Source organism: Afipia sp. GW821-FHT04G03, assembly GCF_059419985.1.
On sequence record NZ_JBWKSV010000004.1, the window covers coordinates 461863 to 478422 of the forward strand.

General features: G+C 63.3%; 17 protein-coding genes. 6 read left to right on the forward strand and 11 right to left on the reverse strand.

The features are described 5' to 3' along the window. Window positions 1-224: 224 nt before the first annotated feature. Window positions 225-2255 (reverse strand): DNA primase, encoded by a 2031-nt coding sequence (dnaG, locus tag AC07UB_RS20340; protein ID WP_494653838.1) that lies wholly within the window; start codon window positions 2253-2255, stop codon window positions 225-227. A gap of 135 nt (window positions 2256-2390) precedes the next feature. Here dnaG and AC07UB_RS20345 point away from each other — a divergent pair, with 135 nt between their 5' ends. Continuing rightward, window positions 2391-3014 carry a cysteine hydrolase family protein gene (locus AC07UB_RS20345; RefSeq protein WP_494654197.1) on the forward strand — a complete coding sequence of 208 codons (624 nt, stop codon included), beginning with the start codon at window positions 2391-2393 and terminating at the stop codon, window positions 3012-3014. Between the two features lies 1 nt (window position 3015). Here AC07UB_RS20345 and AC07UB_RS20350 read toward each other — a convergent pair whose 3' ends face one another. Genes AC07UB_RS20350 through AC07UB_RS20360 form a run of 3 tightly spaced genes read right to left on the reverse strand, consistent with a single transcriptional unit; the run spans window position 3016 to window position 5135 of the window. Next, a complete protein-coding gene (locus AC07UB_RS20350) occupies window positions 3016-3414 on the reverse strand; it encodes a gamma-glutamylcyclotransferase family protein (protein ID WP_494653837.1) in 399 nt (132 codons plus the stop codon). Between the two features lie 6 nt (window positions 3415-3420). Beyond that, window positions 3421-4242 (reverse strand): transglutaminase-like domain-containing protein, encoded by an 822-nt coding sequence (locus tag AC07UB_RS20355; RefSeq protein ID WP_494653835.1) that lies wholly within the window; start codon window positions 4240-4242, stop codon window positions 3421-3423. Then, complete coding sequence (locus AC07UB_RS20360; RefSeq protein ID WP_494654196.1) at window positions 4236-5135, reverse strand: transglutaminase family protein; 900 nt, start codon at window positions 5133-5135, stop codon at window positions 4236-4238. The genes AC07UB_RS20355 and AC07UB_RS20360 overlap by 7 nt, the downstream gene beginning before the upstream one ends. Before the next feature lie 113 nt (window positions 5136-5248). Between AC07UB_RS20360 and AC07UB_RS20365 the strand changes: the two genes are divergently transcribed. Beyond that, window positions 5249-6061, forward strand: coding sequence for an N-formylglutamate amidohydrolase (locus AC07UB_RS20365; RefSeq protein WP_494654194.1), 813 nt, complete (start codon window positions 5249-5251; stop codon window positions 6059-6061). 4 nt (window positions 6062-6065) lie between these two features. Here the strand turns inward: AC07UB_RS20365 and AC07UB_RS20370 are convergent, their stop codons facing one another. Continuing rightward, the gene (locus tag AC07UB_RS20370) at window positions 6066-7043 is read right to left on the reverse strand and encodes a DUF3592 domain-containing protein (protein WP_494653833.1); all 978 of its coding nucleotides are present in this window, start codon (window positions 7041-7043) and stop codon (window positions 6066-6068) included. 2 nt (window positions 7044-7045) lie between these two features. After that, complete coding sequence (locus AC07UB_RS20375) at window positions 7046-7663, reverse strand: LysE family translocator (RefSeq protein WP_494653831.1); 618 nt, start codon at window positions 7661-7663, stop codon at window positions 7046-7048. A 129-nt stretch (window positions 7664-7792) separates the two neighbouring features. Here AC07UB_RS20375 and AC07UB_RS20380 point away from each other — a divergent pair, with 129 nt between their 5' ends. From AC07UB_RS20380 to AC07UB_RS20390, 3 genes are read left to right on the forward strand one after another with little or no spacing between them, the layout of a single operon-like run. After that, window positions 7793-8107, forward strand: coding sequence for an ArsR/SmtB family transcription factor (locus tag AC07UB_RS20380; RefSeq protein WP_492792770.1), 315 nt, complete (start codon window positions 7793-7795; stop codon window positions 8105-8107). Further along, entirely contained in the window at window positions 8100-8558 is a 459-nt protein-coding gene (locus AC07UB_RS20385; protein WP_494653829.1) for an SRPBCC family protein, read from the forward strand. Before AC07UB_RS20380 ends, AC07UB_RS20385 begins: the two co-directional genes overlap by 8 nt. Before the next feature lie 9 nt (window positions 8559-8567). After that, window positions 8568-9083 (forward strand): SRPBCC family protein, encoded by a 516-nt coding sequence (locus tag AC07UB_RS20390; protein WP_494653827.1) that lies wholly within the window; start codon window positions 8568-8570, stop codon window positions 9081-9083. Here AC07UB_RS20390 and AC07UB_RS20395 read toward each other — a convergent pair. The 4 genes from AC07UB_RS20395 to AC07UB_RS20410 all read right to left on the reverse strand — a co-directional run bounded on the left by AC07UB_RS20395 (window position 9080) and on the right by AC07UB_RS20410 (window position 13557). Continuing rightward, window positions 9080-10690, reverse strand: coding sequence for an acyl-CoA synthetase (locus AC07UB_RS20395; protein WP_494653825.1), 1611 nt, complete (start codon window positions 10688-10690; stop codon window positions 9080-9082). The two genes, AC07UB_RS20390 and AC07UB_RS20395, sit on opposite strands and share 4 nt — an antisense overlap. Window positions 10691-10719: 29 nt before the next feature. After that, window positions 10720-11175, reverse strand: coding sequence for a GatB/YqeY domain-containing protein (locus tag AC07UB_RS20400; protein WP_492791973.1), 456 nt, complete (start codon window positions 11173-11175; stop codon window positions 10720-10722). A 72-nt stretch (window positions 11176-11247) separates the two neighbouring features. Continuing rightward, window positions 11248-11949, reverse strand: a complete 702-nt coding sequence (locus AC07UB_RS20405) for an alpha/beta fold hydrolase (protein ID WP_492791972.1) — start codon at window positions 11947-11949, stop codon at window positions 11248-11250. Window positions 11950-11964: 15 nt separating this feature from the next. Beyond that, window positions 11965-13557, reverse strand: coding sequence for an AMP-binding protein (locus AC07UB_RS20410; protein WP_494653822.1), 1593 nt, complete (start codon window positions 13555-13557; stop codon window positions 11965-11967). A gap of 151 nt (window positions 13558-13708) precedes the next feature. On the opposite strand from AC07UB_RS20410, the gene carA reads away from it, so the two are divergent. Then, complete coding sequence (carA, locus tag AC07UB_RS20415; protein ID WP_492791970.1) at window positions 13709-14899, forward strand: glutamine-hydrolyzing carbamoyl-phosphate synthase small subunit; 1191 nt, start codon at window positions 13709-13711, stop codon at window positions 14897-14899. Window position 14900: 1 nt separating this feature from the next. Here the strand turns inward: carA and AC07UB_RS20420 are convergent, their stop codons facing one another. After that, on the reverse strand, window positions 14901-16448 hold the full coding sequence (locus AC07UB_RS20420) for a cation:proton antiporter (RefSeq protein ID WP_492791969.1): 1548 nt from the start codon (window positions 16446-16448) through the stop codon (window positions 14901-14903). Between the last annotated feature and the right edge of the window lie 112 nt (window positions 16449-16560).

The following is a 16560-nucleotide window of genomic DNA, read 5'->3' on the forward strand; positions in this document are numbered from 1 at the left end:
TGAAACGCGCTCACGACGTGGGCGTCGCAGCCCGCGTGAAAAATGTTGGTCCGCTTTTATGCGGAAAGGGCGGCGCTTTTGAAGGCACCACCCGGGCCGAATGTGTAGGTATGGCCGAAGGCCGTTAAGCTTCGATTAACCCTGTTTTTGCGGGTAAAAACCCGGTTTGGCGAGTCTTTTTAAGGCCTTGGCGCCGGGTTTAAAGGCCTCCCGCAGCGATTTCGTCAGCTTGTGCGCTGGAACCGGCCCGAGGATTCACCGAAACCCTCGATCAGCGCCTCAAGTCCGTCCACTTCGGCCAGCCGGGCTTTCACATCGCGCAGCCAATTCAGGTTCTGATCGCTGCTGTCTTGCCCTAGCGCCAGTTCGGCGTCCTTGAGTTCTCTAAGTAAGGAGTGCCATTGGCGATGCAAGGCAACAAGCTGGTGCCAGGTGGAAAGAACATCCTCCTGCGCAGCCCCCGCCTGCGCGGCCCAGACATCCTTGGTTGTGAGCGAACGCTCAACACGTTGAATTTGCTCAGAATATCCGGATTTATCGAGACTGGCCCGCAGCCGCGCGCTTTCCGCCGCGGGATCGTCGGTGTGCGAATAATTCGAGAAGGCCCCGATAATGGCGGCGCGCAGCTTGTGTGCCTCGGGATGCGCCAGTTCGAGCGCGGCCGCATCCTCGAGATGATCGTGCAAAAGCCAGGGATGATTAATCAGGGACAGCAGGATCAGGGCCTCGCGCCGCGAGAGCGCGCTGCGCTGGCCGCGCATGATGGAAGACCCCGCGAACTGGGGGCTCGCGACCTGATAGGGCGACCGGTTGATGGTGCGCGGACCTGTGGATAGCCCGCCCCGGGCGTCGTTCCGCCCGGCCCCGCCGGGCACAAACGGCGCGCGCGGCTGAAAACGCCGCCCTGATTCGCTGCCGAAGCCGCCCTGATTTGCGCCCCGGAAACCACCGGCGTTGCCTCGATAGTTTCCCTGATAATTTCCCTGCGGGGCGAACGCATTGCGCAGCCGCTCCGAAAAATCCTGCCGGTAATAGCGCCGCACGACCTCATCGCGGATGCCGTTGGTGAGGTCGTTGATGCGCGCTTCCAGCGCCGCGCGGCGTTCCGGCGTGGCGAAGCTGCCGCCTTCAATCTCGCGCGACCACATCACCTCGGCGAGCGGCTTTGCGACCGCGATGACTTCCTCGATCGCGCCGCGCCCGCCGGAGCGCGCGAGATCGTCCGGGTCCTGCCCTTCCGGCAGCAAGGCGAAGCGCAGACTCTTTCCGGGCTTCAAATGCGGCAGCGCCAGATCGGCGGCGCGGAACGCCGCGCGCTTGCCCGCGCCATCGCCGTCGAAACAGAGGATCGGCTCGTCGGCCATCTTCCACAGCAACGCCAGTTGATTTTCGGTGAGCGCCGTGCCGAGCGGCGCGACGGCTCCGGCAAAACCTGTGGTGACCAGCGCGATCACATCGACATAGCCTTCCGCGACAATCAGCGGCGCGCCGTCATGGGTCGCCTGCCGCGCGGTCGCGATGTTGTAGAGATTGTCGCCCTTGTGAAACAGCGGCGTTTCCGGCGAGTTCATGTACTTCGCGGGCACGTCCTTTTCGAGCGCACGTCCGCCGAAGGCGATGACGCGGTTGCGCGCGTCGGTGATGGGGAACATCACGCGATCCCGGAAACGATCATACGGCACGGGAATCTCGTCGCCCGCGACCAGCAATCCGGCCTCGATCATGTCGTCCACCGGAATGCCGAGGCCGCCCAAATGCTCCTTCAGCGCAAAACGTTCAGCGGGTGCGTAACCGAGGCGGAACTGCAACTGCGTTGCGGGCGAGATGGCGCGGTCGCCGAGATAGCCGCGCGCTTTCGCGCCGTTGCGCGAGGTCAATGTGTCGGCAAAGAATTTCGCGGCGAGGTCCATCACGTCGTAAAGCGTCTTGCGGCGCTGTTCGTGGCGCGCGGCATCCGGCGTCACCGCGGGCAGCGGCATCCCCGCCATCGATGCGAGGCGCTCGACGGCCTCGGGAAAGCCGACGCCTTCGGTTTCCATCACGAAGGAGATGATGTCGCCGTGCTTGTTGCTGGAGAAGTCGTGATAAAAACCCTTCTGGTCGTTGACCGTGAAGGACGGCGTCTTCTCCTGATGGAACGGCGACAGCCCCTTCCATTCCTTGCCCGCCCGCTTCAACTTCACGCGCTTGCCCACGACTTCCGAAACCGGAAGCCGGGCGCGCAGTTCGTCGAGGAATTGGGGCGTGAAGCGCATGAGAATCGGAGCCTTTTCAACCGACCACCAATATAGGCTCGCGGGACCGATCCCCCAACGGAAGCCGGATTGTCCCCGTTCATCACAGGCACTATTGTCCAGCTCCGCCGAAATAACTCAATGAAAGCAAGAAAAATGGCCCCTGCCCCGAAAACGCTGCTCCAGATCGCCGGCGCGCCGCTGCATCCGAGCGCGCTCGATAAATCCGCTCTCGTCATCATCGACGCCCAGCTCGAATACACCAAAGGGAGCCTGCCGCTGGACGGGGTCGACGCCGCCATCGTCGAAGCCGCCAAGCTGCTGAAACTGGCGCGGGAGCGCGGCGTTCCGGTGTTCCATATCGTCCAGCACGCGCCGTCGGGCCGTCCGCTGTTCGCGGAGGACGGACCCACCGCCGCGATTGTCTCGCTGCTGACGCCCGCCGCCGGCGAAGTCGTGGTGCGCAAGAACCTGCCGAATTCATTCGCCGGCACCGATCTCGATGCGCTGGTGAAAAGCACCGGCCGCAGCGAACTGATCCTGGCGGGCTTCATGACCCACATGTGCGTCAGCGCCACCGCCCGCGCCGCGCTCGATCTGAAATACCGCACCACCATTGTCGCCAACGCCACCGCGACGCGCGATCTGCCGGATCCGCTCGGCGGCACCATCCCGGCGAGCGTGGTCCATCGCGTGGCGCTGTCGGAACTCGCGGATCGTTTTGCCATCGTGGTGAAGGACACCGCGGCGTTGACGGCTGCGGCGCAGGCCGTGGCCTGAGCTACGGCTCCACCGCATCGAACCGGCCGGACACGATGCGCGTCAGCTTTTCGACGGGCCAGTTGTAGACATAGACCCATGCCTCAACACTGGTCCCGTCGGACAGCATTACAGTTTGAAGACGCCGCAGATACTGGGTGGGCTCGGCGTCATTCGGGCCGCATCCCTCGTAGCGGTCCAGCGCCGTCAAAAGAACCGTGTCCGGCAACTCGTAGACGTCGCCGGCGACCCATTCATCGGGCACGCTGGACGCAACGACGCCCGGATAGTGCGTGATGCGATAAAGCCGGCCGTTGTAACGCGCCGCGCCCAGATAGCTCGCACGCGCTGCAAGCTCCTGCGCCATCGGATGCGACGAACCACGCATCAGGGTGCCATAGACGAACAGACGTTCGGTCATCGCTGGTCAGCCGGCTTTCGTTTCGACGATCTCATCGCTGATGATCAGAAATTTCTGCAGGACCATCTGCCCGAAAGTCGTCGAGATCGCAACATCGGCCGCGTCGCGCCCGGTACCCATCACGATACGGCCGATGCGCGGCTTGTTGTGGCGCGCGTCGAACGTGTACCACTTGCCGGACAGATAGACCTCGTACCAGCCCGACAGATCCATCGGCGCCGGATCGTAGGGAATGCCGATGTCTCCCATGTAGCCGGTGACATAGCGTGCCGGAATGTTCATGCAGCGGCACAGCGTCAGCGCCAGATGCGCGAAATCGCGGCAGACGCCCTGTTGCTCCTGAAACACATCGTAGGCGGACTTGGTCGGCCGCGCCTGTTGGTAGTCGAACCGCACGTGGTTGTGCACCCATGCATTGATCGCCTGCACACGCTCCCAGCCGGGCGGCGTGTTGCCGAACTGCGCCCACGCGAAATCGGTGAGCCGGTCGGTCTCACAATAGCGGCTCGCCATCAGGTAAAGCAGCACTTCGTCGGGCAGTTGCTCGATCGGCATCTGTTGGGCTTCGGGCACGATCGCGTCGGGCATTCCGGTGTCGCGTACCAGCGCCTCTAGCTTGAACGTGATGCCGCCCGGCGGCGCGGTGAGCCGCCCGCAGATATTGCCGAAGCTGTCATGATAATAGCGGATGCGCACGTTCGGATCGGTGACGATGGTCTCTTCGCCGACAATGTCGCGGGCGCGCGACGGATGTATCCGCATCATAACGACCATCGGCGTTTCCGCCACGGCGCCGTAGGAAATCTCGAACCCGACCCGGATCAGCATGCGGCTTCCTTCACATCTTCGCCCACGGAAAGCACATGGATCGTCACGTCCATCCCGAGATGGGCATCGGCCGGCCCCATGTAAGTGCCGTGAAGCGGGATCGCCTGTTGCGGATCCCGCGCCACCGCGACGCGGATGAGATCGCGATTGCCGACGATGCCGTTGGTCGGATCGAACTCGACCCAGCCCGCGCCCGGCAGATAGGCCCGCACCCAGGCGTGTGTCGACCCGCCGCCGACATAGCCGTGCGCCTCGTCGCCGGGAATGAAAATGTAACCGCTGACAAAACGCGCGGCGATGCCGAGACGCCGCAGCGCCTCGATCATGAACAGCGCGAAATCGCGGCAGGTGCCCGAGCCGATGCTGAGCGTATCAAGCGGATGCTGCGTGCCGTGCTCATGGCGCTTGCGATAACCGAACGACTGCCGCACGCCATGGGTCATGCCGATCAGCAGGTCCAGCGTCCGCGTTCGGTTGCCGTCGCTCAGGAATTGCCGCCCCCATGCCGCCAGCGCGCCGTCCGGATCGCTGTATTGCGGCGTCATCGAAGGCGTGAGGTCCGCCAGTTCCTCATGATCGTAGACGAACGGATAGTAATAGGCGTTATCGTCCGGGGTGAGGACGACCTCGTCCAGCGGGTAATGCTCGACGGTCACGGTGGAGTCGAACACCAGCCGGTCCGATGCGGTGTCGAAGTCAGCGATGGCGACGCTGTTGCCGAAGACATCATGAATCCGGCGCAGCGAGGACGGCTGCGGCGAGATGTCGAGCCGCTCCGACAGCACCCGGAGATCGTGGCCGTCGCGCGGACGCAGCATGACCCGATGCTCGCCGAACGACACCGGGCGGTCGTAGCGATACTCGGTCTTGTGGTGAATCGTCAGCAGGGGCATCGTGGCATTTGCGTCGGAAATGTTCATATCTTCAGATCGTACACGCTATCCGGCTTTGATTCCGGCTCATTGTTGGGCTTGAATGCCGCAGCACTAGGCAAAAAAAACGAGGAATAGCCCTGCCCGACGAACCCGACACCTTACGACTCCTTGGCGACGACGAAGTTCCGCCGGTGCTCGAGGAAAATGCCGCGAGCCGTTCGCCGTTCCTTTTCACCTGCGATCATTACGGACGCCTGATTCCCCGCGCGCTCGGCGAGCTCGGCGTGACAGCCGACGAACTGGAACGGCACATCGCCTGGGACATCGGCATCGCGGGTGTCGCGACATTGCTCGCGAAGGACATGGACGTCCATCTGATCGCGCAGCGCTATTCGCGGCTGGTGATCGACTGCAACCGGCCGTTCGACAGTCCGGGCTCGATCCCGCTGATCAGTGAAGCAACCGAGATTCCCGCCAATGGCGGACTCAACCACGAGCAGGTGACCGCGCGCCGGCAGGCGGTGTTCGCACCCTATCATGCGCGCATCGCGCAGGTGCTGGACCGCCGCAAGGCGCAGGGACTGCCCACGATTCTGGTGTCGCTGCATTCGTTCACGCCGGTCTACGCCGGCATCGCGCGGCCATGGCACATCGGCACGCTGTACAACCGCGACGCGCGGCTGCCGCATCTGCTGCGCGACATGCTGCGCAAGGAAGGCGACCTCGTGGTCGGCGACAACGAGCCTTATGCGGTCAGCGACGCGACCGACTACACCATCCCGGTGCATGGCGAACGACGCAACCTCATGAACACCGGCATCGAGATCCGGCAGGACCTGATTGCGGACCAGAGCGGCCAGCACCAATGGGCGGAACGGCTCGCGCGGCTTTTACGCGAAATCGAAGAGACACTGCACGCCCGAAAACTGATGCCGGCGGAGTGACGCGCTAACCCTTGACCGCCACGTAATACGCGATGCCCCAGATCGCGATGGCGGAAAGCCACATGATCCACACACCGCTCGCGCGCGGCTCCAGCACCGCCTCCGACGGATTTTGCGGATTGACGTAGACGTCGACGATTTTGCCGTCGGGATATTTTTTCGCGAGGCGCTCCATCATCCAGCGCGATGACGAGGTCACCTGCCCGCCGTAGTTCGCCTGCGTGCTGGAATAGTCGATGTTGTTGTAGCGATAGGCATACGACACCTTTGACTGGAACTGGGTCGTGCCGCGCGTGCGGCCTTGCTCGGGCGCGGCGCGGAATTCTTCGAGACCGGACGTCTTGATTCTCCCCTGCACCACAGGCCATTTTCTCGCAAGCGAGGCCCGGCGATGGAACGCCAGCGCGAACAGCGCGATCGCAGCGCCGAACGCGCCAAGCGCCACCGTCATGCCCGACATTTCGGGCCGGGGCAGTTGGGTCGAAACAAAATCGGTCAGCTTGTGAAAACCGATCGCCGAGCCAAACACCAGCCCGACTGCAATCACCACCATCCAGCCGATGCAGCCCCACATGCCTTGCGGCATGTCGCGCTCAAGCACCGCCTCGCCGCGCTTGCTCGGGTTGTAATAGACCGTCACGGCCTTGCCGACGGGATAGCGCGCGATTGTTTCGGCGACCTCGAAATTTCCGCGATCCTCACCGATGCTGACGCGGTTGTTGCGATAGGTCTGCCCGGCCACGGCATATTCGTAAGTGATATTCGCGAAATTGCGCTCCTCGAAGCGGTGACCGATCTCGCGGTCGCTGTCGATCACCTTCACCTTCCGCACTTCGGATTTCGAGACGACAACCTTGCCGGGCGCACTCGGCCAGTCGCTCGCGGCGCGGACTTCGAGATATTTGTAGATCGCCGCGACCACGATGAGGCCGACGGGCGCCAGCAACATCGCGTAAACGAACCACGGCAGATCCGGCAGCATGTTTACCTCGCACGCGAGAGCGCGAGCCAGATACCGCCGCCGATCATGAAGCCGCCGGAGATGCGCGACACCAGCCGCGCGCGTTGCGCCGAAAGGATCTTGCCTGCGCGCCCGGCGAGCACCGCATAGGCGCCGTCGGTCAGCGCCGCAATGACGGTGAAGGTGACGCCGAGCAACACCACCTGCGGCAGGTGATCCTGCTTCATGTCCACGAACTGCGGAATGAACGCGCCGAAGAACACCAGCACCTTCGGATTGCTCAGCAGCACCAGAAAGCCCTGAAGAAAGAATCCGCCACGCGGCGGCGGTGGCGGCTGATCGGTGTTGTCCAGCATAGCCGGGGCCCGTATCAGCTTGACGCCGAGCCAGACCAGATAGGCCGCGCCCGCAAACCGCACCCATTCGAACCAGTAGCCCATGGTCGACATCAGTGTTGTCAGACCGACGGCGATGATTCCGATGATGATGACAAGGCCGAGCTGCGCGCCGGCGATGTTGGTCAATGCCGCGCGCGTGCCGTGACGAAGGCCGTTGGCGATGACCAGCGTCACGATCGGCCCCGGCAGGATTGCCAGCGCAATGCAGGCCGCGACATAGGCGAGATAGACTTCAAGCGACATGATGGTCCCCGATGCACACGGCGGCATCAAAGAGTGAGACGCGGCGCGAATGCAAGGGGTTCATCCCCGTAACAAACGATTTGAGGCGGCGCTTGACAGGCAACCATTTGGTTGCCTATTATCTCAACGATGGATGAAGTCTTCAAGGCGCTGGCGGATGCGTCACGGCGGTCGCTGCTGGATCGGCTTCATGCCCGCAACGGCCAGACGTTGCTCGAACTCTGCGACGGCCTCGCCATGACGCGGCAGGCCGTGACCAAACATCTGGCCATTCTGGAAGCGGCCAATCTCGTGACGTCGCTCAAGCACGGCCGCGAGAAGCTGCACTACCTCAATCCCGTTCCGATCCACGAGATCGGTGAACGATGGATCAGGAAATTCGAGCGCAGCAAGCTCGCCGCGCTCAGCGACCTAAAACGTCAACTGGAGAAGCGTGATGCGTAAGCCGGAATTCGTCTACACGACGTTCATCAAGACCACGCCGGAGAAACTCTGGCACGCCCTGACCGACAGGGAATTCACGGAAAGCTACTGGTTCGGCTGCCACCTGACGTCGGATTGGAAGATCGGTTCTCCGATGCAGATGCACAGGAATGGCAAGGTGGTGAACGAATGCGTCATTCTCGAATCAGATCCGCCGCGCAGACTGTCCTACAGCTGGCATTCGGTGTTCGACGCGGAAATGATCAAGGAAAAGCCGTCGCGGGTGACGTTCGTCATCGAGCCGGACGGCACCGCGGTCAAGCTCACCGTGACCCACGAGGATTTTGCGGACGGCAGCAAGACGCTGCCCAGCATTTCCGGCGGATGGCCTCTGGTGCTGTCCAGCCTCAAGAGCATCCTTGAAACCGGCAAACCGCTCGATTTCGATTTGGCGCGCGACGCAGAAACATAGGAGCCCGTCGTGGACATCAGCAAGTTCAAACCCTCGCTCGTCTATACGATCTACATTGCCTCGACGCCCGAGAAGGTGTGGGAAGCGCTGACGTCGGCCGAGTACAGCCGGCAGTATTTCTCCGGCTTCGGCGTGGAGGTCGAGGAGCGCGTCGGCGGCGCGTTTGTGCTGCGTGCGCCGGACGGCTCGATCCACATCAGCGGCGAGGTCATCGCCTACGATCCGCCGCGCAAGCTGATCGTCACCTTCAACGTCAACTGGCCCGGTCTCATCGAGGCGCTCGGCGAAACACTTGTGACCTACGAGATCGAACAGGCGGGCGATGCCGTGCGCCTGACGATGTCCGAGGCCAACGACCGGCCGATCGACGAGGACATTCTCTCCGGCGGCCGCGCGGGCTGGCCCGCGATTCTCTCCAGCCTCAAGAGCGTGCTGGAAACCGGCAAGCCGCTGGCGATCAAGATGGAGCCGCCGCAGCGAATGCTGGCGGCGCTGAAGAAGATGGGGATCAGGATTCCGGGCTAGCCCAGCGCCCGCAAATCGCGGCGCAGCACCTTGCCGGTGGCGGTCATCGGCAGGCTGTCCGCGAACTGGATGTGGCGCGGATATTCGTGGGCGGCGAGTTGCACCTTGACGAAATCCTGAATCTCTTTCGCCAGCGCATCGCCTGCCGTGAAGCCCGGCCGCAACACGATCCAGGCCTTGATCGCTTCGGTGCGGATCGGATCGGGAATTCCGACCACGGCGGACATCGCCACCGCCGGATGTTTCATCAAGGTGTGTTCGATCTCCGCAGGACCGATGCGATAGCCCGCACTGGTGATCACGTCGTCCTCGCGGCTGACGTACCAGAAATAACCATCGTCATCCTGCACGCCGAGATCGCCGGTCAGCAGAAAGCCGCCGGCGTATTTCTTCGCGGTCGCATCGGGGTTCTTCCAGTACTCGATCATCGTGACCGGATTGGGCACGCGCACGCCGACGATGCCGCGCGCGTTGCGCGGTTGCTCCTCGCCGCGCTCATTGACGATACGCACATCGAAGCCCGGCGTCGGCTTGCCCATCGAACCCGGCTTGATCGGAAACAGTCTTGAATTGTTGCCGAGCACCAGATTGCACTCGGTCTGGCCGTAGATTTCATGGACGTTGACGCCGAACGTCGCGTTCACCCACTCGATCAGTTCGGCGCCGAGCGACTCGCCACCGGAGAAGATGCTGCGTAGCTTCACGCCGTCATGTTTGACGCCGGCCTGCCGCATCAGCTTCAGCGCGGTCGGCGGCAGGAACACGTTGCGCACGCCATGATCGGCCATCAGCTGCATCGCCGCCTGCGGCTCGAACTTCTTGGCGCGATGACCGAGCATCGGCACGCCGTGATACCACGCCGGAAACAGCGCATCGAACAGCCCGCCGATCCAGGCCCAGTCCGCCGGGGTCCACATCAGGTCGCCCGGCTTCGGGAAAAAATCGTGCGCCATCTCGACATTCGGCAGATGCCCGAGCAGCACGCGATGAGCGTGAAGCGCGCCCTTGGGATTTCCGGTGGTGCCGGAGGTGTAAATGATGATCGCGGGATCGTCCGCGCCGGTATCGACGGTCTCGAAATCCTCGGAGGCATCCTCGATGGATTGCCAGAACGACCGCGCGCCCGCATGGATCGCGCCGTCGGTGACGTAGATGTCTTGCAGATGCGGCAGCCGCTCGCGGATCTTCGACAGCTTCTCGAAGCCGCCCGCGTCCGTAATGACAGCCTTCGCGCCGCTGTTGGAGAGCCGGAATTCCAGCGCGTCCTCGCCGAACAGCGTGAACAGCGGGACCGACACGCAGCCGGAGCGGAACGCGGCCAGATGCGCGATCGGCAATTCCACCGATTGCGACAGAAACACCGCGACGCGGTCGCCGCGCACGATGCCATCCGCCCTCAGCACATTGGCGAACCGCTTCGACAGCGCGCTCATCTCGTCGAACGACAGCCGCTGCGTGCCGCCGTCTTCATCGGCATAGATCAGCGCCAGCCTGTCGGAGCCATCGGCGTGACGGTCGCATGCGGCCGTCGCGATGTTGAATTGCGCCGGGATGTCCCAGCGGAAGTTTTTAGTGAGATCGTCGTAGCTGTCGGTTTCGGTGAGCATGGGCACGTCTCCCGATTGATCGCGACGCATTACCCCGCCAGCGCAGCCTTCACCAGTCCGCTGGCCTTGCCGAAATCCATCTGGCCCGCGTACTTCGCCTTCAGTGCGGCGATCACCTTGCCCATGTCCTTCATGCTGGCGGCGCCCGTCTCGGACACGGCCGCGGCGATCGCGGCTTTCACCTCGTCGTCCGACATCTGCTTCGGCAGATAGGCGGCGATGACCGCGATTTCCTCGCGCTCCTGCGCCGCGAGTTCCGGACGGCCGCCCTTGTCGTAAAGCTCGACGGATTCCTGACGCTGCTTGATCATCTTTTGCAGCACCCCGAGAATGTCCTCGTCGCTCAGCGGCGGCTTGCCCTGCCCGCGTGCCTCGATGTCCGAGTTCTTCAGCGTCGAGTTGACCATGCGCAGCGTCGAAAGCTTGCGCTCGTCCTTCGCCTTCATGGCATCCTTGACGGCGTTGTTGATGTCATCGCGCAGCATCGGTGTCTCCCTCGCGGCAAATCGGATTGCCGTTGATTTAGGGGGTTTTGCGCGCCCGCACAACCGACACGGCTACATCTCCAGCCAGTCGAGCAATGCTTCGGTCACCGCCTGCGGCTTCTCCAGCTGCGGGAGATGGCCGCAATCGGGGATCGTGACCAGCTTCGCGCCCGCGATGCCGTTGGCGATCTCGGTGGACATCTCGTTCGGCACCATGTTGTCGGTGTCGCTGGTCAGGACCAGCGTCGGACACTTGATCTGCGCCAGCGTCGGCCGGGAATCCGCCCGCGTCATGATGGCTTCGAGCTGCCAGACGAATGCATCGGGTCCGACGTCATCGGCCATATCGAGCACGATCCTGTGCAGATGCGCGTCGCGCGCCAGCGCCGGATGCACGAACTTCTCGAACAACCGGTCCATCACCGCGCGGTATCCGCCGGCCTTGACCTCGGCGATCCAGCCGCGGCGGCGCTCGGCGGCCTCCGGCGTTTCCGGCCGCGCCGACGTATTCAGCAAGGCCAGCCGCGCGATCCGCTCGGGCGCCTGGCGAAACATTTCGAGCACGATGTAACCGCCCATCGAGTGACCCGCGAGCGCAAAGCGCAACGGCGCTTCGGCGAGAATGCGCCGCGCGATCGCCGCCATGTCGCCGCCACGGGCCTGGTTGGCGTGCACCACCGAACTCACGCGCCACAGCTCAGGAACCTGCGGCGCGTAAATGCGCGGCGAGCAGGCGAGACCGGGGACCAGCACGACGGGAAGTGAATTCGGCATGTGACACTCCTGGACCTACGCCACGCCGCGCTTGCGGCCTTCCCAATAAGGTGCGCGCAGCGCCTTGCGGTCGATCTTGCCAAGTCCGGTCACGGGAATGACCTCGACGAAATCGATGGTCTTCGGCGACCACGGCGCACCGCGCTTGTCCTTGACGTGCGCCTGCAATTCCTTCGCGTCGTTGTTCGCGCCGGTCTTGAGCACCACGAAGGCTTTCACCGCCTCGCCCCACTTGTCGTCGGGAATGCCGATCACGGCGGCAGACGCCACCGCGTGATGCGACATCAGTGCGTCCTCGACCTCGCGCGGATAGATATTAAAGCCGCCGGAGATGATCATGTCCTTGGTGCGGTCGACGATATAGTAATAGCCCTCGGCATCCTTCACCGCGACGTCGCCGGTGTGCAGCCAGCCGCCTCTTAGCGTTTCAGCGTTGGCGTCCGGGCGCTTCCAGTAGCCGTCCATCACCAGCGGCCCGCGGACACAGATTTCGCCGGGCTCGCCGATGCCCACTTCCCTCATGTCCGCGTCGAACAATTTCACATCCACAAAGGGGCTGGCGCGACCGCAGGAGCCGAGCCGTCCGGGCTTGGTCTCGTCATGATCGATCTTGCGCATCGACGTAATGACCTGCGGCGCTTCGGTCTGGCCGTACAACTGCACGAACACCTTGCCGAAGATTTTCATGCCTTCCATCAGGCGATCCGGCGACATCGGCGCCGCGCCATAGACGATCATCTCCAGCGACGACATGTCGTGACGCTTGCGCAAGTCCTCGTTGTCGATCAGCGCATAGATCAGCGTCGGCACGAGGAAGGTCGCGTTGATTTTTTCGGCAGCGACGACGCCAGCATAAACTTCCGGTTCGAAGCCCTGCACCAGCCGCATCAACCCGCCGCGCATCATCACCGGAAACAGCGTGACACCGGCGGCATGGCTGATCGGGGTCGCGGCCAGAAAGCGGATCTGCTCCGGCCAGTCCCAATCCGAATACAGCAGCAGCGTCATCGTCACCAATGAGCGGTGCGACAGCATCACGCCCTTGGAGCGGCCGGTGGTGCCGCCGGTATAGGCCAGAAACGCGATCTCGTGAGACGAGCTTTCGTCGACCAGCGGGGCGGGTTCGGCCTTGGCGAGATCCGGCAGCACGTCGCGCACGCCGTCCATCGGCCCCAGCGAATAGATATTTTTGAGCGAAGGCACGCGGCTTTTGATCGCAAGGCCGCGCGGGCCGAACTTCGCGCCTTCCACGATCAGGAGATCGATCTCGGCATCTTCAATAATAAAGGCGTGGTCGTCCTCCGCCGCCATCGGATGCAGCGGCGTGTAGCGCACGCCCATCACCAGTGCGGCGCAGATCGCGGCCCAGGATTCGGCGCGGTTGCTGGCCAGAATCGACAGCGCGCTGCCCTTCTTCAGGCCGAGCGAGCGGAACAGGCTGATGAAACGGCCGACCGTGTCACCGAATTCACGGTAGTTCCATCGCACCTTGCCGTCGGCCATGGCCGGTAAATCGCCGAACCGCGCCACCGCATTGACGATCAGATTACCGATCGTTCCGCCCGAATGGAGCGCGCGCGTATCCGGCACGCCGTGGATTGAACTCATGAATCCTGTCTCCTGCCTGATACGGCTCTTGGCACGACCGCTTCACGCAGATTAGGGGGCTCATGCGGTCTGTCAAATATGCGGAAACTGCATGTGAATCGGGGTTTTCTTCCTTTGACGCGCCGCGGCGCAGGGGTTATGTGATGCGCTTATGACGACATCAGACAATTCCTCAGCCTGGCCGGACCTCAAGTCGACCGCGCTCCTCGTGCTTGCCGACGGCACCGTGCTTGAGGGCTCCGGCCTCGGCGCGGAAGGCCATGCAGTCGGCGAAGTCTGCTTCAACACGGCGATGACCGGATATGAGGAAATCCTCACCGATCCGTCCTATGCCGGGCAGCTCATCACCTTCACATTTCCCCACATCGGAAATGTCGGCACCAACGACGAAGACATCGAGACGGTGAACATGGCGGCGACGCCGGGCGCACGCGGCGTGATCCTGCGCGCGGCGATCACCGACCCGTCGAACTACCGTTCCGTCAAGCATCTCGATGCGTGGCTGAAGGCGCGCGGCATCATCGGCATCTCGGGTATCGACACACGCGCGCTGACCGCGCTGATCCGCAGCAAGGGAATGCCCAACGCCGTGCTGGCGCACGCCAAGGACGGCAAGTTCGATCTGCACGGCCTCAAGGAAGAAGCCCGCGAATGGCCCGGCCTCGAGGGCATGGACCTCGTGCCGATGGTGACCAGCGCGCAGCGCTTCACCTGGGACGAAACGCCGTGGGAATGGGAAAAAGGTTTCGGCAAGCTCGACAAGCCTGAGTTCAATGTTGTCGCCATCGATTACGGCATCAAGCGCAACATCCTGCGCCTGCTCGCGGGCGAAGGCTGCAAGGTCACGGTCGTGACCGCGAAAACATCCGCCGAAGATATCCTGGCGATGAAGCCGGATGGCGTGTTCCTGTCGAACGGCCCCGGCGATCCGGCGGAAACCGGCAAATACGCCGTGCCCGTGATCCAGAAAGTCATCGCATCCGGCACGCCGACCTTCGGGATCTGCCTCGGCCACCAGATGCTCGGCCTCGCTCTCGGCGGCAAGACCGTGAAGATGCATCAGGGCCATCACGGCGCCAACCATCCGGTGAAAGACCTCACCACCGGCAAGGTCGAGATCACGTCGATGAACCACGGATTCGCGGTCGACAAGACCACGCTGCCGAAGAATGTCACGCAGACGCATATCTCGCTGTTCGACGACTCGAACTGCGGCATCGCGCTGGCCGACAAGCCGGTGTTCTCGGTGCAGTATCACCCGGAAGCATCACCTGGCCCGCGTGACTCGCACTATCTGTTCAAGCGGTTCGCGGACCTGATGCGCGAGAAAAAGCGGGCGTGATTTACGACTTGGCCGCGCTCAGTTCGGCCCAGTCGAATTCCTCTTCCAGCCGATGAAATGCGTCGTCGCCGATCTCGCCTGAGTCGCGCATCTCGAACAGCACCCGCCGTGCAGCCGTGATCGCCTGACGCCGCAGCGGATCCGCCGGAAGCTCGCTCGACGTCAGGCCGTCCGGATTGCTCTCCGATTGTTCGAGCATTTGCCGATATTCGAGCCGCAGCAGTTCCGCCTCGGCGGACGTGTTGCCGTCGAAGGACTCGAGCGCCGCATGGAACGCGGCGCGGCGCGCCCATCCCACCTCGTGACCCACCGGATCGCCATCATCGAGCGCAAGCCATGCCACCAGCGGGCGCAGCGTCAGGCCCTGAATCACAAGCGTGCCCAGCACCACTCCGAATGCCGTGAGCAGGATCAGATCGCGATAGGGAAATCCCTCCGGCAAGGCAAAGGCCGCGGCAAGCGTGACAATGCCGCGCATCCCGCACCATGAAACCAGCACACCACCCTTCATGCTCGGCGGACTGAGCGAGGCGCGATGGGGCTTGAGCCCGAACCGCGCGACGATGGCCCGCATCACCGTGTAGTAGCTCATCACCCAGACGATCCGGGTCAGGATCACGGCGGCCAGCACGCTGGCCGCAACGAGAACGTAGTTCTGCCGGACCGTGCTATCGAGATTTTCCCAGATCGGCCGCAACTGCATCCCGATCAGCACGAACGCCATGACGTTGAGCAGAAAGACCATCGTCTCCCACACGGCATAGGACGGCACGCGCAGCCGCGCGGGCGTATAGGCTGGAACGTTGCGGGCGAGCGTGACCGCATAGACAACGATGGTGAGAATGCCGGAGAGATCGAGTTTCTCGGCGGCAATCCACACGGTGAAGGTGCCGGCGAACTGCATGATGATGGTTGTCGGCACGTCCCTGATGCGTGCAGTGACCAGCATCGAGAGCCGCGCGAGGATGTATCCCGCGACAAGGCTGCCGATGATCGCGACAGCCAGCGAAGGCACGAGGTGGCTTGCGCTCAGCGACGAGGCGAGCGCCGCGCCGACTGCGACGCGATAGATCAGCAGCGCGCTGGCGTCGTTGAGCAGACTTTCGCCTTCGAGAATTTTCAGGGTGCGATACGGCAGCTTGACGCTGCGCAGGATCGCGGTGGCGGCGGCGGCATCCGGCGGCGCGACGATGGCGCCGAGCGCAATCGCCGCGGCCCATGGCATTGCCGGCATCAGCCAGTGCGCGACGAACGCGACTGTCGCCGTGGTGACCCCGACCGCCGCCAGCACCAGCATCGTGACCGGAAGCCAGTTGTCGCGCAGGTCGCGCATCGAGGTGTCGAACGCGGCGTCGAGCAGCACCGGCGCCACGAACAGCGCCAGCGCCAGGTCAGGCTCCAGCGTCCAGTTCGGCGAATTGGGCAGAAATGCAATGCCGATGCCGCCAAGCGCGAGAAACGTCGGATAGGGCACGCCAAGCCGTCGCGCCAGCGCCGACAGCAGCATGGCGCCGAGCATCAGGCCGATGAACCATTCAAAAGCGTGCAAGTCAGCGCCCCGTTGTGTCGTCCCCGCGAAAGCGGGGACCCATACTCACTCACCCATCGTCGGAAACTATTCTAACGCCAGCGGGCCGAAAGCAACACGGCGATTATGGGTC

Bases quoted from the DNA above. Each gene is read 5' to 3' on its own strand.
- dnaG (WP_494653838.1), bottom strand. From the start codon at position 2,255: ATGCGCTTCACGCCCCAATTCCTCGACGAACTGCGCGCCCGGCTTCCG.
- AC07UB_RS20345 (WP_494654197.1), top strand. From the start codon at position 2,391: ATGGCCCCTGCCCCGAAAACGCTGCTCCAGATCGCCGGCGCGCCGCTG.
- AC07UB_RS20350 (WP_494653837.1), bottom strand. From the start codon at position 3,414: ATGACCGAACGTCTGTTCGTCTATGGCACCCTGATGCGTGGTTCGTCG.
- AC07UB_RS20355 (WP_494653835.1), bottom strand. From the start codon at position 4,242: ATGCTGATCCGGGTCGGGTTCGAGATTTCCTACGGCGCCGTGGCGGAA.
- AC07UB_RS20360 (WP_494654196.1), bottom strand. From the start codon at position 5,135: ATGCCCCTGCTGACGATTCACCACAAGACCGAGTATCGCTACGACCGC.
- AC07UB_RS20370 (WP_494653833.1), bottom strand. From the start codon at position 7,043: ATGCTGCCGGATCTGCCGTGGTTCGTTTACGCGATGTTGCTGGCGCCC.
- AC07UB_RS20375 (WP_494653831.1), bottom strand. From the start codon at position 7,663: ATGTCGCTTGAAGTCTATCTCGCCTATGTCGCGGCCTGCATTGCGCTG.
- AC07UB_RS20380 (WP_492792770.1), top strand. From the start codon at position 7,793: ATGGATGAAGTCTTCAAGGCGCTGGCGGATGCGTCACGGCGGTCGCTG.
- AC07UB_RS20385 (WP_494653829.1), top strand. From the start codon at position 8,100: ATGCGTAAGCCGGAATTCGTCTACACGACGTTCATCAAGACCACGCCG.
- AC07UB_RS20395 (WP_494653825.1), bottom strand. From the start codon at position 10,690: ATGCTCACCGAAACCGACAGCTACGACGATCTCACTAAAAACTTCCGC.
- AC07UB_RS20400 (WP_492791973.1), bottom strand. From the start codon at position 11,175: ATGCTGCGCGATGACATCAACAACGCCGTCAAGGATGCCATGAAGGCG.
- AC07UB_RS20405 (WP_492791972.1), bottom strand. From the start codon at position 11,949: ATGCCGAATTCACTTCCCGTCGTGCTGGTCCCCGGTCTCGCCTGCTCG.
- AC07UB_RS20410 (WP_494653822.1), bottom strand. From the start codon at position 13,557: ATGAGTTCAATCCACGGCGTGCCGGATACGCGCGCGCTCCATTCGGGC.
- carA (WP_492791970.1), top strand. From the start codon at position 13,709: ATGACGACATCAGACAATTCCTCAGCCTGGCCGGACCTCAAGTCGACC.